Here is a 25,495-nt window from a genome sequence, read left to right on the forward strand (position 1 = left end):
AATCACCTGAACGCGAAGTCTAGTCCTTGGAGCGCAGCGTGCCAGCCGTTACCCTGTGCGCCTGATCGACTCAGGAGTAACGCATGTCGCTGAAATCCGTTTGTGTGTTTTGCGGTGCCAACGCCGGTACCGTGCCGGCTTACACCGAAGCTGCCGTGGCCCTTGGCCGTGCATTGGCCGAGCGAAATCTGACGCTGGTCTACGGCGGCGGCGCGGTCGGCTTGATGGGCATTGTGGCTGATGCCGCGCTGGCCGCTGGCGGCGAAGTGATCGGCATCATTCCGCAAAGCCTGATGGACAAAGAGATCGGCCACAAGAGCCTGACGCGCCTGGAAGTGGTCGACGGCATGCATGCGCGCAAGGCGCGGATGGCCGAACTCAGCGATGCATTCATTGCCCTGCCCGGCGGCCTCGGCACGCTGGAGGAGCTGTTCGAAGTCTGGACCTGGGGCCAGCTCGGCTACCACGGCAAGCCTTTGGGGCTGCTGGAAGTGAACGGTTTCTACAGCAAACTCACGGCTTTTCTCGATCATATCGTCGGCGAAGGCTTCGTTCGCGCGCCACACCGTGACATGCTGCAAGTGAGCGAATCGCCAGATTCCCTGCTCGACGCCCTCGATCAGTGGCAGCCGACCGTCACACCCAAGTGGGTCGACCAAAAACCCGGTTAACCCCCGGACACCGATACAGGGCAGAATACGCGCCGCTCAACCTCACCTTCGACCCCAGAGGATCGCCCATGGCCAAACCCAATTACTCCTTCGCCAAACGTCAACGAGACCTGGCAAAGGAACAGAAGAAAGAGGAAAAGCTTCAGCGCAAGAAGCAAACCGCTGAAGAAGCGGCACTGAACCCTGACGGTGAAGTGGCGACCGATGATGATGTTGATGCATCCGATGCACCGAAAGATCAGACGCCCGACGCCTGAGCCCCACCGGGTTTGATGATCGAATCAGACCCTGCGGATTTGTGACGGGGCTGGCGGTTTTACTGCCGGCCCTCACAGCCCTGCTTTCTCTGACACACCAAAATCCCTGTGGGAGCGAGCCTGCTCGCGAAAACGGCGTATCAGTTACAAATGTATTGGCTGACCTGACGCTTTCGCGAGCAGGCTCGCTCCCACATTTGAAGACTCATCAATTCTGAGGCATCACCGTAACCCGCACTTCCGGGTCGTGATTACCGCCACCGAGAATCACCCCACGCAGCGGCGACACATCGGAGAAATCCCTTCCCCACGCCAGCGTGATGTGTTCCAGCGCCGGCTGCACATTGTTGGTCGGATCGAAATCCACCCAGCCCGATACCGGACAGAACACCGATACCCACGCATGCGAGGCGTCGGCGCCGATCAGGCGTGGCTGTCCCGGCGGCGGCTGGGTCAGCAGGTAGCCGCTGACATAACGCGCCGCCAGACCGCGCGAGCGCACACAGGCCAGCATCAGATGAGCGAAGTCCTGACACACGCCGCGTCGACGCTCCAGCACTTCCACCAGCGGCGTCGCCACCTGGGTGGCTTCGGCATCGAAGGTGAATTCGCTGAAGATCTTCTGCATCAGCGCCTGCACGCCGAGCAGCAACGGTCGCCCTGGCGGAAAACAGCTTTGCGAGAACTCGACGAAGCTGCGCTTCAAATGCACATAAGGTGACTGGAACCGGTAGCGACAGGCTTCGAGCAAGTCGGCGGACAACGGCTGACTGCTGTAGGTCAGCGCATCGCGGGTCTGCTCCCACGCCGGCGACTGATTGAAATCCAGCGCCGGGCGCGCCAGCACTTCGACCGTCAGCCGGGCGTTGACCTGCAATTGGTCATGGGGCCGCTCAAAGGCCAACCGCGTCAGCGGATTGCCGAAAACATCCAGCTCATCCCGGCGCATGGTCGGTTCGGGGCTGATCAGCAACTGCTGCTCGGTGCAGCGTTGCCAGCTGCATTCGCGCGGCCACAGGTGCGCCAGTTGCTGTGCGAGGGAAACCGGGCTGTCGTAGTGATAACAGGTGTCGTGGAAGATCTGATATTGAGCACTCATCACACGGACACCGTTCGCTGGCTGACATCATCGACATGGGCGAAATGGCGCAGGGCTAGACGATCCGATACCTGGCCGCTGGCTTCGGCGATTTCCTGCAACAGATCGGCCAGACCATCCAGCGCGGCACGTACGCTGGATTTGCCGAACAGCGGGTTCTCCAGACAACCGAGATCAAACCGCGACAGACGTTCGACCAACTGTGGCAGCGCAGTTTCGCGAGGTGCGCCGAAGTCGTCGTTCAAGCGTTTCAGCGTGCGGGTAACCAGTTTCAGCTGAAACAGCACCGCGTGGGGGTTCTGCTCATCCAGCAACAGCAGATCGAGCACCGGAATCAGTTGCGCCACCGCCAGATAGCGCGAGCGATAGGTGATGCTGCTGTTACCCAACTCCAGCAACCACTCAAGCCCCGCCTGATCGAACGCACCCGCACCGCGCAGAAATGCGGCGAGGCTGCTGCTGAGAAATTGCAGGCGTTCGATGCGCCGGCCAATCATCAGAAAGCGCCAGCCTTCATCGCGGGTCATGTCATCCAGCGCAAACCCCGACAGCGCTGCCAGCGACATCACCAGACGGTTGAGAAAATCCAGCAGTTCGCCGAAGTCCGGTTCATCGACTTCCAGCTCCAGCGCCTCGCGCTGCAATTCGACCAGCGCCTGCCAGTTTTCCCGGGACAGCTTGCCGCGCACTTGCGAGGCGGCCCATTGCAGGCGTTGCAAGTTGGAGCGCAGGCTGAACGACCAATCCTCGCCCAGCAACGCAGCGAGCAGGCGCTCCGGCAGTTCGCCCTCATCCGGCAACAGCGCCAGCCGCTCGCCGAGATCGACCGCTGCTTGCAGCGCCTGCGGATCATCGCCATCGACGTAACGCGTGAGCATGATGCGCAGCAGCCGCGCGCTGTCGTCACAGCGCTCGCAGTAGCGGCCGAACCAGAACAGATTCTCCACCACCCGCGACGGCAGGTACGGATCGCGCCGTACCAGATCGTGCACGCCGACATTGCGCTGCGCCTTCCACTGCTCGCCGCTCGGTGCACGGTCGCTGAGCACCCAAGTGTCCTTGCTCGCCCCGCCGCGCTGCATCGACACCACCTCGGCATCGGCGTCGGCCGCCACTCGGGTCAGACCACCCGGCAACACGCGGTAGCCGTCGTGGCTGGCCACCGCATACATGCGCATACCGATCGCGCGGGGTTGCAGATGACCGTCTTCGGCTTGCCAGACCGGCGCCTGCGAGAGTTGCGCGAGTTCTTGCGCGACGTAGGCATAAGGCCGTGCCTGCATACGCTGCGCCAGCTCGAGGCGCTGGCTTTCATTCAAGTCACGGCCGAAAACAGGCGCGAAGCTCTGCGACGGGAACGCCGGTTTGATCAGCAGCTCCGGGAGTTTTTCCAGCGCTTGCGCCAGCACCGGCGCTTCACCGCACCACCAGGTGGCGATCGACGGCAGGATCAGTTCTTCGCCGAACAGGTACTGATTGATCTTCGGCAGAAACCCCAACAGCCCCGGCGATTCCAGCACGCCGCTGCCCAGCGCATTGGCCACCAGCACCCGCCCCTGACGCACCGCCTCAAGCAGACCGGGGACGCCAAGCGCCGAGTCGGTACGCAGTTCCAGCGGGTCGCAGAAATCATCGTCGAGGCGGCGCATGATCGCGTGCACCCGGCGCAGGCCACTGAGGGTTTTCAGGTAAACGGTGGCATTGCGCACCGTCAGATCGCCGCCCTCGACCAGCGGATAGCCGAGCTGGCGCGCCAGATACAGATGTTCGAAATAACTTTCATTGAACCGCCCCGGTGTCAGCAGCACCACCAGCGGTGCGTCATCGCCCTCCGGTGCCTGACGGGCCAAAGTTTCCTGCAAGGTGCGGAAGAAACCGGCCAGATGCTGGACCTTAAGATCCCGGTACAAATCGGGAAAGGCGCGGGAGACGATGGTGCGGTTTTCCAGCGCATAGCCGGCCCCGGATGGCGCTTGGGTGCGATCGGCAGTGACCCACCAGCGACCATCCGGTGTGCGCGCCAGATCCACGGCATACAAATGCAAAAAGGCTGATTCGGGCGGGGCAATGCCCTGACAGGGCCAGAGAAAATTGTTGTGTCCGAATACCAGCTCGGCGGGCAGCAGGCCTTCGCTGATCAACCGCTGCGGACCGTACAGATCCGCCAGCACTGCATTGAGCAAGCGCGCACGCTGAGCGATGCCGGCGGACAATTGCTGCCATTCATCTGCCGCGATCACATGGGGCAGCAGATCCAGCTCCCACGGCCGGTCAGCGCCCTTGGGATCGGCATAGACGTTGTAGGTAACGCCGTTTTCCTGAATCTGCCGCGCCAGCAAGGCTTGGCGCTGCACCAGTTGCGCCGGACTGCTGCGCTGCAACTGATCGAACAGGCGCCGCCAATGCGAGCGCACCGCGCCGCTGCCGTCGAGCAGTTCGTGATAGGTGCCCGCGGTCAGCGGGTAGCGGTCTAGCAGGTCAGGCATGGAAAGCTCGGCAGACAGCAGGGAACGGTCAGACTAACGCAGGCACATGACACGCGGATATACGAAAAATCCGCGTGTTGCGTAGGCTCTAGAAACGGCGCAGATCGATGGTCATCGGTAGCTCGTCATTGATTTCTACTTTGGGTACGGGAAGTTTCCCCGGCGTGTGTCCGAGGCGGAAAAACCGCGCCATGCGCCGGCTCTCCGCTTCATTGGCATTGACCGGCAAGGTTTCGTAATTGCGCCCGCCGGGATGGGCCACGTGATACTGGCAACCGCCCGGCGAACGCCCCATCCAGGTATCGAGCAGGTCGAATACCAATGGTGCGTGCACCGCTATGGTCGGATGCAGACAGTTGGCTGGTTGCCAGGCCCGAAAGCGCACCCCGGCGACAAACTCGCCTACTCGTCCGGTCGGGTGCAACGGCACCGCGACGCCATTACAGGTCAGCAGATAGCGCTGTGGCGGCAGGCCGTTGAGCTTGACCTGCAAGCGCTCCAGCGATGAATCGACGTAGCGCACCGTGCCGCCCGCCGAGCCCTCCTCGCCCAGCACATGCCAAGGTTCAAGCGCCTGACGCAGCTCCAGCTCGATGCCATTGACGGCGTAGTCGCCGACCTTGGGAAAACGAAATTCCAGATGCGCCGCGAACCACTCGGCGCGCAACGGGTAGCCAGCGTTGTTGAGTTCGACGATAACGTCGGCGAAATCCTCTTCGATAAAGTGCGGCAGCAGAAAGCGGTCGTGCAGCTCGGTGCCCCAGCGCGCCAGTTTCGCCGGCGCGTAAGGCTCGCGCCAGAACCGCGCGACCAGCGCCCGCAGCAACAACTGCTGAGCCAGACTCATGCGCGCATGGGGCGGCATTTCAAAAGCGCGCAGTTCCAGCAAGCCAAGACGCCCGGTGGCGCCGTCCGGTGAATACAGTTTGTCGATGCAGAATTCGGCGCGATGGGTATTGCCGGTGACGTCGATCAGCAAATTGCGCAGCAGTCGATCGACCAGCCACGGTGCACATTCCTCGCCCGGTTCCGGCATTTGCGCAAAGGCGATTTCCAGTTCGTACAAGGCGTCATTGCGCGCCTCATCAACCCGTGGAGCCTGGGACGTCGGACCAATGAACAGCCCGGAAAACAGGTACGACAGCGAAGGATGGTTGTGCCAGTAACTGATCAGGCTGCGCAGCAGATCCGGCCGCCGCAGAAACGGTGAGTCCGCTGGTGTCGCGCCGCCGAGGACGAAATGATTGCCGCCGCCGGTACCGGTGTGGCGCCCGTCGATCATGAACTTTTCGGTGGTCAGGCGGGTTTGCCGTGCCTGTTCATAGAGAAACTCAGTGCGCTCGACCAACTCGTCCCAGCTTGCCGATGGCTGCACGTTGACCTCGATCACGCCCGGGTCCGGAGTGACACGGAAATTGCTGAGGCGCGGATCACTTGGTGGTTCATAGCCTTCCAGCAGCACCGGGCAATGCAATTCTTCGGCAGTGGCCTCAATGGCCGAGACCAGTTCCAGATAATCCTCGACCCGCTCCAGCGGCGGCATGAACAGATACAGCCGGCCTTCGCGGGCCTCGGCGCAGAATGCGGTACGGGTCAGCCAGTCGGCGGACTCATCGATTTTCGGCACCCGCTCATCCAGCGCAGCAGGTTCGCCGTGCACACCGAGCTGCGCCGGATCCGGCAGTTCAGCGAAGTCCTGATTCGGATCGTTGGGATAGATGAACGGATATTCCGCCGCTTTCACCCACGGCTGCGAGGCCAGCGGCAAGCGGTAACCCAGCGGCGAATCCCCCGGCACCAGGCGACAGTGCTCGTCACGCAGATACCAGCGCCCGCTCTGCCATTGATCGCCCTTGGCCGTGCGCGCCAGCGGCAGCACCTGGCCGATCACCTTGTTCAGGCCCTGACTGAAGACCTTGCGCAATCGCGCGCGCTCCAATGGCTCTTCCAGACGCGAATCTTCGGCGCTGACGTTGCCGGGCAACGCGCCCTCGCGCCAGAGGTAATAGAGATGATCCTCGTAAGCCGGGAAGACGAAGCGCGCAGGCAACTTCAGACGCTCGGCGACGCTGGCGAGAAAGCGTCCGGCCAGTTCGCCGTCGGCGCCATAGTCCTGCTGTTCGTCGGCGATCAATGCGTCGTTGTGCCAGATCGGCTGACCGTCGCGGCGCCAGTAACAATTGAGCGACCAGCGCGGCAATTGCTCGCCGGGATACCACTTGCCCTGGCCGAAATGCACCAGCCCCTGCGGTGCATATTGCTTGCGCAGGCGCTGAAACAGTTCGGCGGACAGCCGACGCTTGTCCGGCCCCAGTGCGGCGGTGTTCCATTCAGCGCCGTCCGGGTCGTCGATGGAGACGAAGGTCGGCTCGCCGCCCATGGTCAGGCGCACATCGCCTTCGAGCAGGTCGGCATCGATCTGCCGGCCCAGTGCCTGGATCGCCCGCCACTGTTCATCGGTGTAGGGCTTGGTGACGCGTGGCGCTTCCCAGATTCGCTCGACCGACATTTCATGGCTGAACTGCGTCTCGCAAGGTTCGACCAGACCACTGATCGGTGCCGCCGAGGACGGATCGGGACTGCAGGCCAACGGAATATGCCCTTCCCCGGCGAACAGCCCGGACGTCGCATCAAGGCCAATCCAGCCGGCACCCGGCAAATACACCTCGCACCAGGCATGCAGGTCGGTGAAGTCGACTTCAGTGCCGGACGGGCCGTCGAGGCTTTTCACGTCGGCGGTCAGTTGAATCAGGTAACCGGAAACAAACCGCGCCGCCAGACCGAGATTGCGCAACAGCTGCACCAGCAACCATGCCGAATCACGGCAGGAACCGGAGGCGTGTTGCAGTGTGTGCTCAGGAGTCTGCACGCCGGGCTCCATGCGGATCAGGTAGCCGATGTCTTCGCTGAGGCGCTGGTTGAGCGCCACCAGAAAATCCACCGCAGGCAGCGGCGTGCGGTCGATGGAGTCCAGGTAAGCCTTGAACGTTGGCGTCAGCGGCAGGGTTTCGAGGTACGGCGCCAGCTCCTTGCGTTCATCGGCGGCGTAGCTGAACGGAATTCTCTCGGCGTACGGTTCGAGGAAGAAGTCGAAGGGATTGAACACCGCCATTTCCGCGACCAGATCGACTTCGATGCGCAGCTCTGCGGTTTTTTCGGGGAACACCAGACGTGCCAGGTAATTGCCCTGGGGGTCCTGCTGCCAGTTGATGAAATGCTGCTCGGGCGAGACTTTCAGCGCATAGGAAAGAATTCGCGTGCGGCTGTGGGGCGCCGGGCGCAGGCGGACGATCTGCGGGCCGAGTTCGACAGCGCGGTCGTAGCGATAATGCGTGACGTGATGCAATGCGACATGAATCGACACGGCGTGCCTCCTGCGAGCCTTGGGCGTATGGGAAAGCGCGCAAGACTTATGCCATGCACAGGCTTGCGCGCTTTCGCGAAATGCTCAAGGCAGTACAGCACCAAAACCGGGCGATGCGAGGAAATGCTTGGACTCAGTTGCACGCAAATGTTGCGGACGCTGATTCTTGCGGTGTTTGATCGGACGCTTTCGCGAGCAGGCTCGCTCCCACATTTGGAATGCGTTCCCCGGTGGGAGCGAGCCTGCTCGCGAAGAGGCCAGAGGCATTCCCACGCGGAGCGTGGGAACGATCAGCAAAACGCCAACCCGAAGGTTGGCGTTCTGTTCAGCTCAAGCAGTGTTTAGCGCGGCACGACCGGCTTGCGTGTCGGCTTCGGCCCTTTGCCTTTGGCCGCATCCTTGCGCTCCTTGGCCGCCTGCTGGTTGCGGGCGAAAGCCGCAGCCTTGGCCTGTTCACGCTTGTCCCACGGATTACCGCCATCACTGGCACGCGGCGGCAGACCGGTGTGCTGGGTGAGAATCTTGGTGGTCTTCTCTTTGGCGACCTTGTGGCTGCCGGCCGGCGTCGAGTTCTTGCGACGGGCGCTCTGGTAGCTGTCGGTGGCAGGCTGATGCGCCGGGATCAGTTGATCCTTGCCCGGGCCGATCAGATCGGCGCGGCCCATGCGGATCAGCGCTTCACGCAGCATCGGCCAGCCTTTCGGGTCGTGATAACGCAAGAACGCCTTGTGCAGACGACGCTGATCTTCGCTCTTGACGATGGTCACGCCGTCGCTCTTGTACGTCACCTTGCGCAGCGGGTTCTTGCCCGAGTGGTACATCGCCGTGGCGGTGGCCATCGGCGACGGGTAGAACGCCTGCACCTGATCGGCGCGGAAGCCATTGCCCTTGAGCCACAGAGCAAGGTTCATCATGTCTTCGTCGGTGGTGCCCGGGTGGGCGGCGATGAAGTACGGGATCAGGTACTGCTCCTTGCCCGCTTCCTTGGTGTACTTCTCGAACATGCGCTTGAACTTGTCATAGCTGCCGATGCCCGGCTTCATCATCTGGTTGAGCGGACCTTCCTCGGTGTGCTCCGGGGCGATCTTCAGATAACCGCCGACATGGTGAGTCACCAGCTCCTTGACGTATTCCGGCGACTCGACGGCGAGGTCGTAACGCAAACCGGAGGCGATCAGGATCTTCTTCACACCCGGCAGGGCGCGGGCGCTGCGATACAGCTGGATCAGCGACGAGTGGTCGGTGTTCAGGTTCGGGCAGATACCGGGGAACACGCACGACGGCTTGCGGCAGGCGGATTCGATTTCCGGGCTCTTGCAGGCGATGCGGTACATGTTCGCAGTCGGGCCGCCGAGGTCGGAAATCACGCCGGTGAAACCCGGCACCTTGTCGCGGATCTCTTCGATTTCGCGAATGATCGACTCTTCGGAACGGTTCTGGATGATGCGGCCTTCGTGCTCGGTGATCGAGCAGAAGGTGCAGCCACCAAAGCAGCCACGCATGATGTTCACCGAGAAACGGATCATGTCGTAGGCCGGGATCTTCTCCTTGCCGTACGCCGGGTGCGGCACACGGGCGTAAGGCATGCCGAACACGTAGTCCATTTCTTCGGTGGTCATCGGAATCGGCGGCGGGTTGAACCAGACATCGAGCTCGCCATGCTTCTGCACCAGCGCACGGGCGTTGCCCGGGTTGGTTTCCAGGTGCAACACGCGGTTGGCGTGGGCGTAAAGAACCGGGTCGTTGCGCACCTTCTCCATCGACGGCAGACGAATCACGGTCTTGTCACGGGTCATGCGCGGGCTGGCCAGGATCTGCACGACCTTGGCTTCCTGCGGATCTTCGACCGGGCCTTTTTCCTGCTCGATGGCGCAGGCCTGGGTGTCCTGGGTATTCACGTACGGGTTGATGATCTTGTCGACCTTGCCCGGACGGTCGATGCGCGTGGAGTCGACTTCGTACCAGCCCTGTGGCGTGTCGCGACGGATGAACGCGGTGCCGCGCACATCGGTGATGTCTTCGATCTTGTGGCCCCACGACAGGCGCTGGGCAACTTCGACAATGGCCCGCTCGGCGTTGCCGTACAGCAGAATGTCGGCGCTGGCGTCGATCAGGATCGAGTTGCGCACGCGATCCTGCCAATAGTCGTAGTGGGCGATGCGGCGCAGCGAGGCTTCAATGCCGCCGAGCACGATCGGCACATGCTTGTAGGCTTCCTTGCAGCGCTGGCTGTAGACCAGACTGGCGCGATCCGGACGCTTGCCGGCCATGCCGCCGGGCGTGTACGCGTCATCGGAACGGATTTTCTTGTCCGCGGTGTAACGATTGATCATCGAGTCCATGTTGCCCGCCGCGACGCCGAAGAACAGGTTCGGCTCGCCGAGCTTCATGAAGTCGTCTTTGGACTGCCAGTTCGGCTGCGCGATGATCCCGACGCGGAAACCTTGCGACTCCAGCAGCCGGCCGATGATCGCCATGCCGAACGACGGATGATCGACGTAGGCATCACCGGTAACAATGATGATGTCGCACGAATCCCAGCCGAGCTGATCCATCTCCTCCCTGCTCATCGGCAGGAATGGCGCTGGCCCGAAACATTCGGCCCAATATTTTGGATAGTCAAATAACGGCTTGGCTGCTTGCATGTCGACGACCGGTGTTGAAGTGAAAAATCGCGGGCGCGGAATATAGCACAAATTTTGACCAATTCCGACGACGGTGGTCGGTTTCTCTGCGAGCTGGTCTCGCGCAGCCAGCCCGCGACACATCACGAGTTTTCGCTGAGCGTACGACGCACCAAAACGGCAAGGAAGCCGCCCGCCCGCAGCACTCCCCCGGGAGTAACGGGGCATTCAACGTAAAGGAAGACAGGCAATGTCACCCAAACCGCCAATCAGAGGCATCACTACCGTCTCGATCCATAATCCGCGACCCGATTATTCGCTAACCCGGCCTGGTTTCCCCCTGTCCTTCGATGGCACGTCGGGGCTCAGGATTCCCACGCGCCCGACGACAACGATCGCAACAGCGATCGATCACGTGCTCAACCACATTATCCCCATGCCTGCGCGGGCGGCGGTCAGAACGGCGGCGGTAGCGCAATCTGTTGCCTTTGTGCACGACCGCCCTTTGAAGGATTACTGGATCACTTCGCTGGTTGTGCTGCCGGCGGCCGATGCCGAAGGCATGTCGACGCTCAATGGACGCCAGTATGTCCAGGTACCGGAGGGTGGCACCGTACAGGTGAGTCTGGACTCGGCCAGCGGTTTCTACCGGGCAAAATTGCCCAGCGAATTGCACGCGTCGGGACCGCTATTGCGCTTCGATACCGACAGCCGTCTCTGGCAGCCCATCGACACCTCGGCGCCCTCCACCTACCCCTTGTCCACGACCCGGCTGGAGGCGTTTCGCACCGATCTGGATTTCAGCACGGTCGAGCCGGACGGCGATGGCCTGTTGCGCTTCAACGGCAAACTCTATGTGCAGATCGAGAGCTACGCCTATCAGGTTCTGCATGATCTCGAGGCCTCGACACCGCACAGAGCGGTGATGCGCATCGTTCGCCCTGAAGATCCGATCGCCGCCGATGCGACAAACGTTTACGTCGCATCACGTCCCGGCAGGTCGGAAGCAATTACTTTCAACGCTCAATCCGGCTGGCGCGGAACCTCCTTGACAGGTGTAGCCGGAATGCCGAGAGGCGCAGCGGCGCGACCCTCAGACTTATGGCTGCATCTGGAGGTGACAGTCGCACTCGAGGGTATCAACAAGCGGATCAAGCAGGATCAGGATAAACGTGAACAGCTGATAAACGCCTGGCTGGAGGCGAGTAACGCGCAGGGAGAGCATGCGCAAACCGTTCGACGCGAAACAATGGCGCTGCTTGATCGCGAGGTTCACTGCCACAAAGAACTGAAACACCTTGGAAAGGCGCTGAAATACTACGAGGAGCAAAAATCCTCGATCAAGCGCTTCATGAAGCAGGACGCTTACCTGAACAACATAATCAGGCTGCAAAAAAAACAGATGCTCGCCTATCAGCAACTGATCGAATGCGGCTTGACGCGCCACGCCCTGGAGGGTCCGATGATCGACCTCGACCCGGAGCGGCTGCCGCGAACAGTCAACGTTCTGGGCAGGATGCTGAGTCATCTGAAAGAGCGCCAGCAAATCGCCGACAATCTGGTGAACAAATGGCGGGTCTCTCCAGACGAGTTCAGCGCGGATGTTCTTTCACCAATGGACACCCATAACGTTGTTGCCTCCTGGGTCCTGACCAAAAGTCTGATGCTGGATACCCCACAATCGGCCGGCAACGCCCCTCTGGCATCGGAACTGGCCACCCGCTTTGGTCAGGTGACCTTTGTTTACGGAGCGCTTGGCGCAGTTCCCGAGGTTTCCCACCCTGCCGTATTGAATAACCTGTTCCAGGAATGCACAGCCATCCGCCACTGGTTCGAACGCCTTGATCTGGCACCGGGGGAGCAGCACGCCACTTCACGCAGGGAGATCACTGCGGAAATCGAAATATTCGAGCAGACGCTGGTAGGCCGCTTGAACCAGTTTCTCCATCAGGCTGACCGTCCGGTGCTGACGTTCGACCAGCAGAACATTGATTTCGAGTTCATTCCGGCCCAGGACAGAAGCGGTCTCCAACCGCCGCCCAAGCTCATCTTTCGGGCAAAGAAAAACGGCGTCTACAAGCTCAATGTCGGCGAGTCTCGACGCACCGCGCAAAACGAAGAGGTGATTGAGGTTCGCGACCTCCACAATCCCAGGCAGCCGTCACAGACCTATGACCGAGGACGCGGTGAATGGCGTTCGCCGCGGACAACGCCGCAGAGGAGCTTGCCGTCATTGGTTGCCGAAGCCACTCGGCACCTTGACCGTGTCGACGCGCATGTCCGCGCTGCCCTCCACGAAGAACGGCAAAGAAACCATCCGGACAACATTGTCGAGATGCTCGAAAGCAGCGCCGGGGCAATGGATGACACCGTGTTGCAGTTGCAGCGGGCGGAACCGGCCCATGATGAGACCGCCGCGCTGATTCGGCGCCTGCAGGACGCCAGTGAACGTCTGCGCAATGAGGGCGAAACCATCCGCCTGCGAATCTATAAGGACAAGCATGTTCTGAACGTCGACCGACTGCTGTACCTGATCGACAAGGGCCACGTGAACGCCCGGAAAATCGAGAGCCGATTGAAACGTGGCAAGGGTTCGGACCGGCAATATCTCGACATCTATCTAGTCACCGATGCACATACCCACGATCCCCTCTGGCACGCACATTTTCATTATGCGAGACAGGATTCCCCGGACTTGAATTTCAACGTGCGCGGCGCGCATCTGAAAACCCTTGAACAAAGCAGCAGGGGTATTCAATCGCAGCGCAGGGAAGAACTGGCGCAGCGGCCGCATCAACCTGTCTGGCGCGAATATCTCGATGGACGCACAGCGCAGAAAATCTTCGACCTCGCCGCCGCCTCCGCTCACCCGATGACACAGCCTCAGGCAATGACGCCGAACAGGCCGGCAGCTTCCGCTGAAGAAGCTACCGTGCAACGACTACAAGGAATGTAAGACATGCCAAGCAAACCGCCGTCGAAAGTGACGCTTCCCGGTCATTCACATATTCGACCGGACACATCCATGGATACGCCCCCGCCACGCCTCAACCTGACCCCGCGCCCCGGCCTGGATCCGACCACGTTGAGCGGCCCGTCAATCCGCGCGAACAGGCCCACAGACGGTATCGATCCTGATGCAATCGTTCCTGCTCCCAACGTCACAGTGCAGGCGATTGCTTCAATGCATGACGCCTTCGCTCATGTGGGCCACCCGCCTGAGCATTACCGGCTCAGTGCAACGATCGGCTTGCCCGATGCCGACGCTGAAGGCCTGAGAACATTCAAGGGCCGCCATTACGTGGAAATGACCGATGGTGGCTTCGTGCAGGTGGGCAAGGATGCGCAGAGCGGCCTCTGGCGCGCCAGGCTGGCCAGTGAATCGATCCCCTCCGGACCGCTGATGCTGCACGACCCCGAGAGTGGTCGATGGCATGCGCTGGAATTTTCGCAACCAAGCACCTTCGCTTTATCGGGGGCGCGTCTGCAGGCGTTTCGCACGCCGCTCGACTTCAGCACCAGCTCACCCGACAGCGACGGGCTGCACCGCCATGACGGCAAGCTCTATGCAGTGATCGATAATCACGGCTATCAGGTCTTGCACGATCCCGATGCATCGACGCCTCTGGCCGAAGTGATGCGCATCGTTCGCCCGCAAGATCCTGTCGCCGCCGACGTAGACAACATCTACAGCGCTACGCGCCCTGGCAGATCCGAGCCTGTGGTGTTCGATGCCCGTCAGGGCTGGCAAGGCATCTTAGTCGGCGGAGCCGGCGGAATGCAGCGTGGCAGTCCCGACCAACCGGCTTCACCGGGGCTGCGGGAACGGCTCAACACCGCGTTCAACCGACTGCGCACGCCACAATCGCGACTGCGAAAACTTTATCCCTCTCTGGACAGCGAGCAGATCCGCACGCTGCTGAGCCCCCACAGCGACGATGTACAAGGCTTCTTGACCCGCGTCGAGACTGAATACAAGACCTTGAAGCTGGAACTCGCGACGTGGCTGAAGACCAGTGCGCTGGCCGGCGGGGCGACCCATCCCTCGGTGGAGCGCGCCGCGCAAGAGATCAAGCGTTGCTGGAAACGGCAGACGGGAACAACGCTGCAGCTGGATCTTGACGGCGTTGGCATCGCTGCGCTCTCGGCAGATTTCAGCCATGTACGCACGCTGCACTTGCAGGCGGTGGCATGGTCGGCGGGCTCCGAAACTTTTCTCAAGCGGTTCACAGCCCTTGAGCGCTTGAAAATCAACGCTTCGGCGCTCGATACACCGCCGGCGAACCTCACGCAGATGCCCGGCCTGAAGGAACTGGACCTGCGAGCGAACCGCATTGAACTGAGCGAGCAAACCGCCGGCGAGCTGGCTTCGCTCAGCCAACTGGAAAACCTTGATCTGTCGGACAACCCGCTGGGCAAGACCCTGGACTTCAGCGGCATGCTCCAGCTCAAGACCGTGAGTCTGCGCAACACCGGGCTGGATGAATGGCCAACGGGGCTGCGAGATCAGCTAGCGATAGAGTCAATCGATCTGCGCGACAACCGATTGCGCGAAATTCCGCAGGCAATCATCAATCCGGCGAGTGATCAGTTGCTCGACATCGCCAACATCAACCGCGTCACCCTGATCGAAGGCAATCCCTTCGCCAGCGGTTATTGGCGGCGGCTGGAAGTCTATTGGCAGCGGGTTACGGCGCAATACCCGGCACTGATCACCAGCGCACGCACGGCTGCATTCCGGATTGATGGCGACATTCCAGAAGTCGCCATGCTGCTGCAGATGCATCCAGAGAGAACCCCGCAAACTGCCCGGGAATACCTGATCGGTCTGGGGGATGATGCAGAAGCCACGATCAGCCGGCGTTTCGAGGAGTTCAAGGTGCTCGACGCACAGCTGCAGGCTTACGTCGCCGACAGCACGTCGGCAGCATCCAGCGCCGCCGGCCAGGAAAAGCTTCGGGCAGAATACATTGCCCGGACTATCAAGGACTGCTGGCTCCAGGAATCGACGTCGCTCATGCTGCCAGCAGTGAACGGACCGCTACCGTCACTGACTGCCGACTTCAGTCGGTTGAAAATGCTCATCCTCAATAACGTCGTCTGGTCCGACACTGCCGACACGTTCCTGTCGCGGTTGCCTGATCTGGACATTCTGACGATCACCCGCTCCGGCCTGAAAAAATTGCCCGCAGCCATCAGCGGGATGAGCCGGCTCGCCCACCTCAATCTGACTGAAAACCAGATAAAACTCGATGAGCACAGCGCTGGTGCATTGAGTGCATTGCATCAGCTGGTTACCGTCAAGCTCTCTGACAACCCACTGCAGATACCGCCCGATTTCAGCGCGATGTCCGGACTGCAGACACTGGAGCTGAGGAACACCGGAATCAGCGAGTGGCCCCTCGGGCTGGCTGACAAGACCACCTTGACCGGCGTCGACCTCAGCAACAATAAACTGCGCATCGTCCCCGACGCGCATATCAACCCGCCTGCCGATCAATTGGCCGTGGTCGCGCGGATCAACAACCGCACGCTGATTGAGGGCAACGACTTCCCTTCGCCTTACTGGAGAAAGTTCGATGGCTACTGGCGAAGACTCAATGAACTGCATCCCGAGTTGATGACTCCAGCCCACCCCGCCGTATTCGATACTGAGAACTCGCGAGCGCAACGCTACCGAAGACTGTTTCCGGGCAAAAGCATCAAGGCCTGCCGGGATTTTATCTGGAGCCAAGACAAGGGCACTGTCGCGACCAGGCTGTTGGCGCTCGAGCAGGATTTCGCCGTGCTGAAAAACCAGTTGGATGACTGGGTTTTTTCCGGAGGCAGCAATCGTCTGCGCTATATCCGCGTCAATCAATTGCACGCCAACACTCAAACCCGCAATGAGCGCATCGAGGCACGTGACCGGATCATCAGTTGCTGGCGACGTGAAACGCCCGAGCAACACGCCTTCGACGGCACGCCGATAGGTCTTGAACTGGATTTGAGCGGTTTGACACTGCCAACCCTGCCGGATCTGAGCAGCGACTTCAGCCATGTCGGCTCACTCAAACTCAACAACATGAATCTCACCGAATCCCCGGAAGGTTTCCTGACCCGCTTCCGGCATTTGCGCTGGCTGAACATGGCGAACAATCGACTCAGGGATCTCCCTCCGGCCATCGGCGAGATGCACGGGATGACGCGGTTGTTCCTGCAGGGCAATCAACTGGAACTCACCGCCGAGACCGCGCAGATACTGGCCGGGAGAACCACTCTGAGGGCCTTGTGGATTCACGACAACCCGCACTTGAGCGTGAGCCCGGATTTCAGTGCGATCACTGACATGCGCGAGGTCGACATGTCCAATACGGGCATCGAAAGCTGGCCAACCGGACTGTTCGATCAGCCCCTGCTGGGCAAGGTCCATCTGAACGACAACCGGATCACGAGTCTGCCCGACTTTGTCGTCGCACCGGCAGCGGATCGCCTGACGCATTCGATTCAGGTCAACAGTGGCACTCAGATAAGCGGTAATCCCCTGAGCGCATACACACGAGAACGCCTGGCCGGCTACGGTGAATGGCTGAACCGCTCCGCAGCATCGCTCTACAATCCATTGAACCTGCTGACGACTTCTCTTTCGGCAGCCCACCCGCAAGCAGTGGCAACGAACTCTGTTTCGGTCTATCCGCAGTTGACCGTCGGCATGACGGCAGACGAGGCGATGATTCGCGCCGAGCAATTGAACAGGCTCAAAGCACAGGTGGGCTCAGATGGCTTTTTCAACATCATTTCCAAGCTCGCCCACCATGCCGATTTCCGCCGACAGATCTGGGACGTGGTCGATGCGATCAGCGAGAACAGCGTGCAGACACGTGCGCTGCGCAGAGACGTTTTTGATCGCGCCTGCGAGGCTGGCTGCACTGACCTTGCCGCTGCCACGTTTACAGACATGCAAGTACTGACCATGACGCACAAGGCGCGAATGCAGGCGAGGCAAGACGGCGATGGTGCTCGATTGGTGGACCTGTCCAGAAGCCTGTTCAGACTCAGACAGGTCGATGATCTGGCCGCAGCCGAAATCGCTGCGAGCAGGGCAATCGTCGACGATCCGCAAACTTCAGCGAGGGAGCGCAATATCCATCAGCTGCGCTTGCGCGACCCGCACGAGATGACGATGGCCTACCGCTTTGGGCTCAAGGATCGGCTGCAGTTACCGTTTCAGCCGCAGACACTGTCCTTTATCGGCATGGCCGGCGTCACATCGCCGATGCTGGAAGTGGCCTACCGAAAGGTCATCGCCTTGAACGACTCCCCCGATGAGTTTCAGGCTCTGGTATCGATGGATTTCTGGCAGGACTTCATCACGCACAAATACTCGTCCCGGTTCGACGCCGCACGTCAGCCCTATCAACAGAAACAGGCCGCACTGGACGCGCAGTCTGCGACAAATGCCCTGACCGAAACCGAATATCAGGCGCAAACCAATGACGTCACAGCACAGCTGGCCATCAGCGAAGCGACGCTGATCCAGGCACTGACCCGCGAGGAAATTCGCCCCGGTGACGGAGTCGAAACAACTGCAAGCAGCGAGACGGCAGCTTCGGCCGATTGAAACCGACCACGACAGCAGGCCGGATGATCCGGTCTGCTGTTACTCGTCGTCGTCGAAGTTGTAACTGCCCGGCGCGAGGTTTTCGAAGCGCGTGTACTTGCCGATGAACGCCAGCCGAATAAACCCGATCGGGCCGTTACGCTGTTTGCCGATGATGATTTCGGCAATGCCCTTGTGCTCGGTTTCCGGGTGATACACCTCGTCGCGATAAACGAACATGATCACGTCGGCGTCCTGCTCGATCGCTCCGGATTCGCGCAAGTCGGAGTTGACCGGGCGTTTGTTGGGGCGTTGTTCGAGGGAGCGGTTGAGCTGCGACAGGGCGACTACCGGGCAGTTGAATTCCTTGGCCAGCGCTTTCAGCGATCGCGAAATCTCGGAAATTTCGTTGGTGCGGTTGTCACCGCTGGAACCGGGGATCTGCATCAGTTGCAGGTAGTCGATCATGATCAAGCCGACATCGCCGTGCTCACGCACCAGACGCCGGGTCCGCGCGCGCATTTCCGAAGGGCTGATACCGGCGGTGTCATCGATGAACAGTTTGCGATCGTTGAGCAGGTTCACCGCTGACGTCAGGCGCGGCCAGTCGTCATCTTCGAGCTGGCCGGAACGCACCTTGGTCTGGTCGATTCGGCCGAGCGAAGACAGCATACGCATGATCAGCGATTCGCCTGGCATCTCGAGGGAGTAAACCAGGACAGCCTTTTCGCTGCGCAACACGGCGTTTTCCACCAGGTTCATCGCGAAGGTGGTTTTACCCATCGATGGACGGCCGGCGACGATAATCAGGTCGGACGGCTGCAAGCCGCTGGTCTTTTCATCGAGGTCGGTGTAACCCGTAGACAGGCCGGTGATGGCGTCGGCGGTGTTGAACAGGGTATCGATCCGGTCGATAGCCTTGGTCAGCAACTCATTGACGCCGACCGGGCCGCCGGTCTTCGGCCGCGCTTCGGCGATCTGGAAGATCTGCCGTTCGGCTTCATCGAGGATCTCTTCGGCGGTGCGGCCTTCGGGGTTGAAGGCGCTGTCGGCGATCTCGGTACTGATGCCGATCAGTTGGCGCAACGTCGCACGCTGACGGACGATCTGCGCATAGGCCTTGATGTTGGCGACGGACGGGGTGTTTTTCGCCAGTTCGCCAAGATAGCCGAGGCCGCCGACTTGCGACGTCTGACCTTCCTTGTCCAGCTGTTCGGCAAGGGTCACGACGTCGATCGGCGAGTTCTGATCAGCCAGTTTGGCGATCGCTCGGAAGATCAGACGGTGGTCATGTCGATAGAAATCGCCATCGGAGACTTGATCGAGCACGCGTTCCCAGGCGTTGTTGTCCAGCATCAGACCACCGAGTACGGCCTGTTCGGCCTCGATGGAATGCGGCGGCACCTTCAGGGCAGCGGTTTGCAGATCGTATTGCTCGGGAGCGGAGATATCGTTCATGGCCACTTGAGTGTTGGATGAAAAGCAGGGAATTCAGAAAGACAAAGGGCACGACCTGTAAACAGGATCGTGCCCGATGTTAACCGTCTGACGGACAAGCCGCCAGCCGATCGATGTTGCTTAAGCTGCTACCACGACAACGCGTACGGTGGCTTCAACTTCGGCGTGCAGGTGCACGGCCACGTCGAATTCACCCACGTTGCGGATGGTGCCGTTCGGCAGACGAACTTCGCTCTTCTGCACTTCAACGCCGGAGGCGGTCAGTGCGTCAGCGATGTCGTGAGTACCGATCGAACCGAACAGCTTGCCTTCGTCGCCAGCGGTGGCAGTGATGGTCACTTCCAGCTCAGCCAGTTGGGCAGCACGGCTTTCAGCCGATGCCTTACGGTCTGCGGCGGCTTTTTCCAGCTCGGCGCGACGCTCTTCGAACGCAGCCAGGTTGGCAGCGGTCGCAGCGGTAGCCTTGCCGAAAGGCAGCAGGTAGTTACGGCCGTAACCGGCCTTAACGTTTACTTTGTCGCCCAGGTTGCCCAGGTTGGCGATTTTTTCCAGAAGGATCAGTTGCATGTGAAAATCCTCTAACTTTTAACCTTCACCGTTCGCGCTGTCGGTGTCTTTCGACACGTGACGACCGCGAAAATCAATCAGGCTGTCGACAATGGCCAGAACCACGAGCAACGGATAGATCAGCTGCATGAACAACAGCAGCGTGACGTACAACCCCACCAGCCAGAAACCGGCCAGTCGCTTCTGCCCGACCAGCCCGTGAATCAGGGCCAGCCCGGCGAACACCAGCGGTACACTGCACAACGGCGTCAACATGGCCATCTGTGCACCGAGATTCGGGCCCAGAAGCATCAACGCCAGCAGTAACATCGCCGGCCCCAGCGGGATGCGGATGGCGCGAAACTCGCGACCGAAACCACCCGGGTTGTACAACAACGCCTGCCAATGCCGCCCGACAATCAGGCTCAGCACGCTGACGATCTGCAACAAGGCCGCAATCAGTCCGGTCAGGACCGGTGCAATCAGGGACGCGAAACGCGCTTGCTCATCGACCGACAATTGCTTGTAGGTCTCACCGAGAAGTGCCGGCATGACCTTTATGAGGGCCTGCGCGAGCATCTCGATCTGGGCCGCAAACGCGACCCCGAGCACCACTGAAAACACCACTCCGATCACTACGCTGACCAGCAGCGTGCGGACCCAGGATTCGCTTGCGCGCAAAACCAACGCAAGCCCCGAAGACCCCAGCAGCACCAGAAGTGCCCGTGGGTCATCGGCATACAGCCACCAGATCAATGCCGGCAGCAGTCCCAGTGACAGAACGCCAAGGGCGTCCGTCAATCCGCGCCGCAGCAGCACAAGGCTCCCGGCGGCAGCACCCAACCAATACAACAACGGCAATGTTGCACATCCGGCCACCACGAGAGTGGCCTGCATTCGGCCTCGCATGATGAACTCAGCTAAGGCGCGCATGCATTCAATCCTTTGCTACTTGTCGACTGCCCGGTCTCAGCGGCCGTGGCTGTCGGTGTAGGCCAGCAGGGCCAGGAAGCGGGCGCGCTTGATAGCGGTGGCCAGCTGACGCTGATAACGAGCTTTGGTACCGGTGATGCGGCTTGGAACGATTTTGCCGGTCTCGGATACGTAGGCTTTCAGAGTGTTGAGATCTTTGTAGTCGATCTCTTTCACGTCTTCAGCGGTGAAGCGGCAGAATTTACGACGACGGAAGAAACGTGCCATTTGATAGGCTCCTTAATAAGGTCCGTGGATTACTCGTCAGCGTTATCGCTGTTGTCGCTGTCATCACTGTCGGTGCCTTCGGCGCCTTCGTGCTCAGGACGGTCGCGACGCTCACGGCGCTCACTGCGGTTTTCTTCAGCCTTGAGCATCTCGGACTGGCCGGTAACGGCTTCGTCGCGACGGATGACCAGGTTACGGATCACTGCATCGTTGTAGCGGAAGTTGTCTTCCAGCTCGGCCAGGGCCTTGCCAGTGCACTCAACGTTCAGCATCACGTAGTGAGCCTTGTGAACATTGTTGATTGCGTAGGCCAGTTGACGACGGCCCCAGTCTTCCAGACGGTGGATTTTGCCGCCGTCTTCTTCGATCAGCTTGGTGTAACGCTCAACCATGCCGCCGACTTGCTCGCTCTGATCCGGGTGGACCAGAAAGATGATTTCGTAATGACGCATGAATGCTCCTTACGGGTTGTAGCCTGCCGCTCAAAAACGGTCAGACAAGGAGTGAATGACACTTATGGACTTGCTGGCGCGGGGCACATGCGTGCCTGCCGTCACAGCAAGGGGCGCAATTGTAGAGAAGGGACTGCGGGCGCGCAAGGCAATTGGTGAATATTTGAACAACCACCGATCTTCCAGACACCGTAAACGAATGTGGGAGCGAGCCTGCTCGCGAATGCGGCCTGCCAGGCAACAATGACGTCGACTGACACTCCCTCTTCGCGAGCAGGCTCGCTCCCACAGTTGATTGCGTTAAGCTTATTTCTTCGCGGCAGCCTTGGCCTTCGCACCGCGCTGGCGCTGGGCCTCGAACAGGCACACGCCGGTGGCGACCGAGACGTTGAGGCTGCTGACGCTGCCGGCCATCGGCAGGTTCACCAGATAGTCGCAGTGCTCGCGGGTCAGGCGACGCATGCCTTTGCCTTCGGCGCCCATGATCAGAATGGTCGGGCCGGTCAGGTCCTGGTCATAGATGCTGACCTCGGCTTCACCAGCGGTGCCGACTACCCACAAACCGCGCTGCTGAAGTTTTTCCAACGTGCGCGCCAGGTTGGTCACGGCCACCAGCGGGATCACTTCCGCCGCGCCGCAGGCAACTTTACGCACCACCGGGGTCAGCGTGGCCGACTTGTCTTTCGGCACGATCACCGCCAGCGCACCGGCCGCATCGGCCGAACGCAGGCAGGCGCCGAGGTTGTGCGGATCGGTCACGCCGTCGAGCACCAGCAACAGCGGCGCGCCTTCGGTGCGATCGAGCAACTCGTCGAGCATCGCCTCGCCCCAGACCTGACTCGGGCTGACTTCAGCGACAACACCCTGATGCACGCCTTCAACCCAGGCGTCCATTTCGCGACGCTCGGCCTGGCCGACCTGAACACGGTTTTCATTGGCCAGCTCGACCAGCGTCTGCACGCGCGGATCATTGCGGCTTTCCGCCAGCCAGATCTGCTTGACGCGCTTGGGGTGGTGACGCAGCAACGCTTCTACCGCGTGAACGCCGTAGATTTTTTCCAACTGACTCATGACTTCGCCTTCGGTTTACGCGCCCCGCCACTTTTGGCTGGAGCGGAACCCGCTTTTGGCGGGCCCTTACGGTGTTTGCTCGGTTTGGCTGGCTTGCCGTCGGTCGCCCTGTCAGGCGCCGACCGTCCGGTCTTTCCCCCGGACGCCGCTTTACCACCGTTTTTCGCATCGGCCAGCAAGGCCTTCTTCAATTCACGGCTTTTGCGCAGCTCGGCGTTTTTCGCCACGGCATCGCTCGGACGATAGGCTTCGGCAACCTTTTCCTTGGCCGGACGACGGCTGGCGGTTTTCGCTGGAGCCTTTTCTTCCGCAGCCTTGGCAGCAGGCGCAGCGGTTTCGGCGCCACGTTTCTTGCGACCGATCGGCGCGCTGATGGTTTTCTCGGCCATCTCGAAGTCGATCTTGCGCTCATCAAGGTCGACGCGCATGACGCGTACTTCAACGGTGTCGCCAAGACGGAAACTGCGACCGGTGCGCTCGCCCGCCAAGCGGTGATGCACAGGATCGAAGTGGTAGTAATCGCCCGGCAGCGCGGTGACATGCACCAGGCCTTCGACGTAGATATCGGTCAGCTCGACGAACAGACCAAAACCGGTAACAGCGGTGATTACGCCCGGGAACGATTCGCCCACGCGATCCTTCATGAACTCGCACTTGAGCCAGTTCACCACGTCACGGGTCGCCTCGTCGGCACGGCGCTCGCTCATCGAGCACTGCTCGCCAAGCTGCTCCAGCGCCGCTTCGTCGTACGGATAGATGCGCGCTTTCGGAATGGTCATCGCACCGGCACGACGAACGTGCGGGGTGTCCTGTTTCGAATGGATCACGCTGCGAATCGCGCGGTGCGTGAGCAGGTCCGGGTAACGACGGATCGGCGAAGTGAAGTGGGTATAGGCTTCGTAATTCAGGCCGAAGTGGCCGTCGTTTTCAGCGCTGTACACCGCCTGACTCAACGAACGCAGCATCACAGTCTGGATCAGGTGGAAATCCGGACGATCCTTGATGCTCGCGAGCAAAGCCTGATAATCCTTCGGCGACGGACCGTCCTTGCCCTTGTGCAGGGACAGGCCGAGCTCACCAAGGAACGCGCGCAGCTTTTCCAGACGCTCTGGCGGCGGACCGGCGTGAACGCGATACAGCGCAGGGATTTCGTGCTTCTTGAGGAATTCGGCAGTGGCCACGTTGGCGGCCAGCATGCACTCCTCGATCAGCTTGTGCGCATCGTTGCGCACGGTCGGACGGATTTCCGCGATCTTGCGCTCGGAGCCGAAGATGATCCGTGTTTCCTGGGTTTCGAAATCGATCGCGCCACGCACATGACGGGCGGCGAGCAATACCTTGTACAACGCGTAGAGCTGCTTGAGGTGCGGGACGACGTCGGTGTACTCGCCGCGCAATTTGCGCGCTTCGGTAGCCTTCGGCGTTTCCAGCATCGCGCTGACCTTGTTGTAGGTCAGACGGGCGTGGGAATGGATCACCGCCTCATAGAAGCAGTAGTCGGTCATTTCGCCGGACTTGGAGATGGTCATCTCGCAAACCATGGCCAGACGATCGACTTGCGGGTTCAGCGAGCACAGGCCGTTGGACAGTTGCTCGGGCAGCATCGGGATCACGCGCTCGGGGAAGTACACCGAGTTGCCGCGAACCTGAGCTTCGTTGTCCAGCGCCGAGCCAATCTTCACGTAACTGGAAACGTCGGCAATCGCCACGTACAACTTCCAGCCACCGGAGAACAGACGCAGCTTGCCCGGTTTGGCTTCGCAGTAGACCGCATCGTCGAAGTCGCGGGCGTCTTCGCCGTCGATGGTGACGAACGGCAGATGACGCAGGTCGATGCGCTTTTCTTTGTCTTTTTCTTCGACTTCCGGCTTGAGCTTGGCGGCTTCTTTCACAACCGCCTCAGGCCAGACGTGCGGAATATCGTACGTGCGCAGAGCAACGTCGATTTCCATGCCCGGCGCCATATAGTTGCCGACCACTTCGACCACATCGCCTTGCGGCTGGAAACGCGGCGTTGGCCAGTGGGTGATTTTCACCTCGACGAACTGACCGATCTGCGCATTGGCGTTGCGGCCCGGGGTGACCAGCACTTCCTGCTGGATCTTCGGATTGTCGGCAACGACGAAACCGATGCCGCCTTCTTCGAAGTAGCGGCCGACGATGGTTTCGTGAGCGCGGGAAACCACTTCGACGATCACGCCTTCACGGCGACCACGACGGTCGAGCCCGGAAACCCTGGCCAGCGCGCGGTCACCGTCGAACACCAGACGCATTTGCGCCGGGCTCATGAACAGGTCGTCGCTGCCGTCGTCCGGCACCAGGAAGCCGAAACCGTCACGGTGACCGCTGATGCGGCCGAGGATCAGGTCGAGCTTGTCCACCGGCGCGTAAGTGCCACGGCGGGTGTAGATCAGTTGAGCGTCGCGCTCCATGGCGCGCAAGCGGCGGCGCAGGGCCTCGATCTGGTCTTCGGTGGTCAGACCAAACTCTTCGACCAGTTGCTCGCGGGCAGCAGGCGAACCCCGATCGGCGAGGTGCGCCAGGATCAGTTCGCGGCTGGGAATAGGGTTTTCGTATTTTTCCGCTTCACGAGCGGCCTCGGGATCGAGGGACTGCCAATCGGCCATTAGAGAGTTTTCACCTTGTCTATATGCGGGTTAGTTTGGCATAGGCGCCGTGAAACGGGAA

General features: G+C 60.7%; 15 protein-coding genes. 4 read left to right on the forward strand and 11 right to left on the reverse strand.

Annotated features, from left to right (window positions below):
- Positions 1-83: 83 nt before the first annotated feature.
- Together AC0Z5Z_RS06240 and AC0Z5Z_RS06245 are read left to right on the forward strand one after the other, a co-directional pair.
- Entirely contained in the window at positions 84-671 is a 588-nt protein-coding gene (locus AC0Z5Z_RS06240) for a cytokinin riboside 5'-monophosphate phosphoribohydrolase (RefSeq protein WP_024011379.1), read from the forward strand.
- A gap of 68 nt (positions 672-739) precedes the next feature.
- Positions 740-928, forward strand: a complete 189-nt coding sequence (locus AC0Z5Z_RS06245) for a hypothetical protein (protein ID WP_016771927.1) — start codon at positions 740-742, stop codon at positions 926-928.
- A 208-nt stretch (positions 929-1,136) separates the two neighbouring features.
- Here the strand turns inward: AC0Z5Z_RS06245 and AC0Z5Z_RS06250 are convergent, their stop codons facing one another.
- From AC0Z5Z_RS06250 to AC0Z5Z_RS06265, 4 genes are all read right to left on the reverse strand, one after another.
- Positions 1,137-2,027: a transglutaminase family protein gene (locus AC0Z5Z_RS06250; protein ID WP_056787573.1), complete on the reverse strand. Its 891-nt coding sequence runs from the start codon at positions 2,025-2,027 to the stop codon at positions 1,137-1,139.
- A complete protein-coding gene (locus AC0Z5Z_RS06255; protein WP_485610874.1) occupies positions 2,027-4,513 on the reverse strand; it encodes a circularly permuted type 2 ATP-grasp protein in 2,487 nt (828 codons plus the stop codon). The genes AC0Z5Z_RS06250 and AC0Z5Z_RS06255 overlap by 1 nt, the downstream gene beginning before the upstream one ends.
- An 88-nt stretch (positions 4,514-4,601) precedes the next feature.
- Positions 4,602-7,877: a transglutaminase family protein gene (locus tag AC0Z5Z_RS06260; RefSeq protein WP_485610875.1), complete on the reverse strand. Its 3,276-nt coding sequence runs from the start codon at positions 7,875-7,877 to the stop codon at positions 4,602-4,604.
- Between the two features lie 341 nt (positions 7,878-8,218).
- Complete coding sequence (locus AC0Z5Z_RS06265; RefSeq protein WP_016771932.1) at positions 8,219-10,522, reverse strand: YgiQ family radical SAM protein; 2,304 nt, start codon at positions 10,520-10,522, stop codon at positions 8,219-8,221.
- Between the two features lie 229 nt (positions 10,523-10,751).
- On the opposite strand from AC0Z5Z_RS06265, the gene AC0Z5Z_RS06270 reads away from it, so the two are divergent.
- Positions 10,752-13,457: a hypothetical protein gene (locus AC0Z5Z_RS06270; protein ID WP_485610876.1), complete on the forward strand. Its 2,706-nt coding sequence runs from the start codon at positions 10,752-10,754 to the stop codon at positions 13,455-13,457.
- Positions 13,458-13,460: 3 nt separating this feature from the next.
- Positions 13,461-18,101 (forward strand): NEL-type E3 ubiquitin ligase domain-containing protein, encoded by a 4,641-nt coding sequence (locus tag AC0Z5Z_RS06275; protein ID WP_485610877.1) that lies wholly within the window; start codon positions 13,461-13,463, stop codon positions 18,099-18,101.
- 39 nt (positions 18,102-18,140) lie between these two features.
- On the opposite strand, the gene dnaB is transcribed toward AC0Z5Z_RS06275, so the two are convergent.
- The 7 genes from dnaB to rnr all read right to left on the reverse strand — a co-directional run bounded on the left by dnaB (position 18,141) and on the right by rnr (position 25,434).
- Positions 18,141-19,538 carry a replicative DNA helicase gene (dnaB, locus tag AC0Z5Z_RS06280; protein ID WP_016771936.1) on the reverse strand — a complete coding sequence of 466 codons (1,398 nt, stop codon included), beginning with the start codon at positions 19,536-19,538 and terminating at the stop codon, positions 18,141-18,143.
- Between the two features lie 120 nt (positions 19,539-19,658).
- Entirely contained in the window at positions 19,659-20,105 is a 447-nt protein-coding gene (gene rplI / locus AC0Z5Z_RS06285) for a 50S ribosomal protein L9 (protein ID WP_003221136.1), read from the reverse strand.
- Between the two features lie 18 nt (positions 20,106-20,123).
- Entirely contained in the window at positions 20,124-21,017 is an 894-nt protein-coding gene (locus AC0Z5Z_RS06290; RefSeq protein ID WP_016771937.1) for a hypothetical protein, read from the reverse strand.
- Positions 21,018-21,053: 36 nt separating this feature from the next.
- A complete protein-coding gene (gene rpsR, locus AC0Z5Z_RS06295) occupies positions 21,054-21,284 on the reverse strand; it encodes a 30S ribosomal protein S18 (protein WP_002551829.1) in 231 nt (76 codons plus the stop codon).
- Positions 21,285-21,313: 29 nt separating this feature from the next.
- Positions 21,314-21,736, reverse strand: coding sequence for a 30S ribosomal protein S6 (rpsF, locus tag AC0Z5Z_RS06300; protein ID WP_016771938.1), 423 nt, complete (start codon positions 21,734-21,736; stop codon positions 21,314-21,316).
- A 306-nt stretch (positions 21,737-22,042) separates the two neighbouring features.
- Entirely contained in the window at positions 22,043-22,807 is a 765-nt protein-coding gene (gene rlmB / locus AC0Z5Z_RS06305) for a 23S rRNA (guanosine(2251)-2'-O)-methyltransferase RlmB (protein ID WP_024011372.1), read from the reverse strand.
- A complete protein-coding gene (rnr, locus tag AC0Z5Z_RS06310; protein ID WP_024011371.1) occupies positions 22,804-25,434 on the reverse strand; it encodes a ribonuclease R in 2,631 nt (876 codons plus the stop codon). The genes rlmB and rnr overlap by 4 nt, the downstream gene beginning before the upstream one ends.
- Positions 25,435-25,495 lie beyond the last annotated feature (61 nt).

This window comes from Pseudomonas sp. 1L-E-NC-VB-C3 (assembly GCF_057291535.1).

Bases quoted from the DNA above. Each gene is read 5' to 3' on its own strand.
- AC0Z5Z_RS06240 (WP_024011379.1), top strand. From the start codon at position 84: ATGTCGCTGAAATCCGTTTGTGTGTTTTGCGGTGCCAACGCCGGTACC.
- AC0Z5Z_RS06245 (WP_016771927.1), top strand. From the start codon at position 740: ATGGCCAAACCCAATTACTCCTTCGCCAAACGTCAACGAGACCTGGCA.
- AC0Z5Z_RS06250 (WP_056787573.1), bottom strand. From the start codon at position 2,027: ATGAGTGCTCAATATCAGATCTTCCACGACACCTGTTATCACTACGAC.
- AC0Z5Z_RS06255 (WP_485610874.1), bottom strand. From the start codon at position 4,513: ATGCCTGACCTGCTAGACCGCTACCCGCTGACCGCGGGCACCTATCAC.
- AC0Z5Z_RS06265 (WP_016771932.1), bottom strand. From the start codon at position 10,522: ATGCAAGCAGCCAAGCCGTTATTTGACTATCCAAAATATTGGGCCGAA.
- AC0Z5Z_RS06270 (WP_485610876.1), top strand. From the start codon at position 10,752: ATGTCACCCAAACCGCCAATCAGAGGCATCACTACCGTCTCGATCCAT.
- AC0Z5Z_RS06275 (WP_485610877.1), top strand. From the start codon at position 13,461: ATGCCAAGCAAACCGCCGTCGAAAGTGACGCTTCCCGGTCATTCACAT.
- dnaB (WP_016771936.1), bottom strand. From the start codon at position 19,538: ATGAACGATATCTCCGCTCCCGAGCAATACGATCTGCAAACCGCTGCC.
- rplI (WP_003221136.1), bottom strand. From the start codon at position 20,105: ATGCAACTGATCCTTCTGGAAAAAATCGCCAACCTGGGCAACCTGGGC.
- AC0Z5Z_RS06290 (WP_016771937.1), bottom strand. From the start codon at position 21,017: ATGCGCGCCTTAGCTGAGTTCATCATGCGAGGCCGAATGCAGGCCACT.
- rpsR (WP_002551829.1), bottom strand. From the start codon at position 21,284: ATGGCACGTTTCTTCCGTCGTCGTAAATTCTGCCGCTTCACCGCTGAA.
- rpsF (WP_016771938.1), bottom strand. From the start codon at position 21,736: ATGCGTCATTACGAAATCATCTTTCTGGTCCACCCGGATCAGAGCGAG.
- rlmB (WP_024011372.1), bottom strand. From the start codon at position 22,807: ATGAGTCAGTTGGAAAAAATCTACGGCGTTCACGCGGTAGAAGCGTTG.
- rnr (WP_024011371.1), bottom strand. From the start codon at position 25,434: ATGGCCGATTGGCAGTCCCTCGATCCCGAGGCCGCTCGTGAAGCGGAA.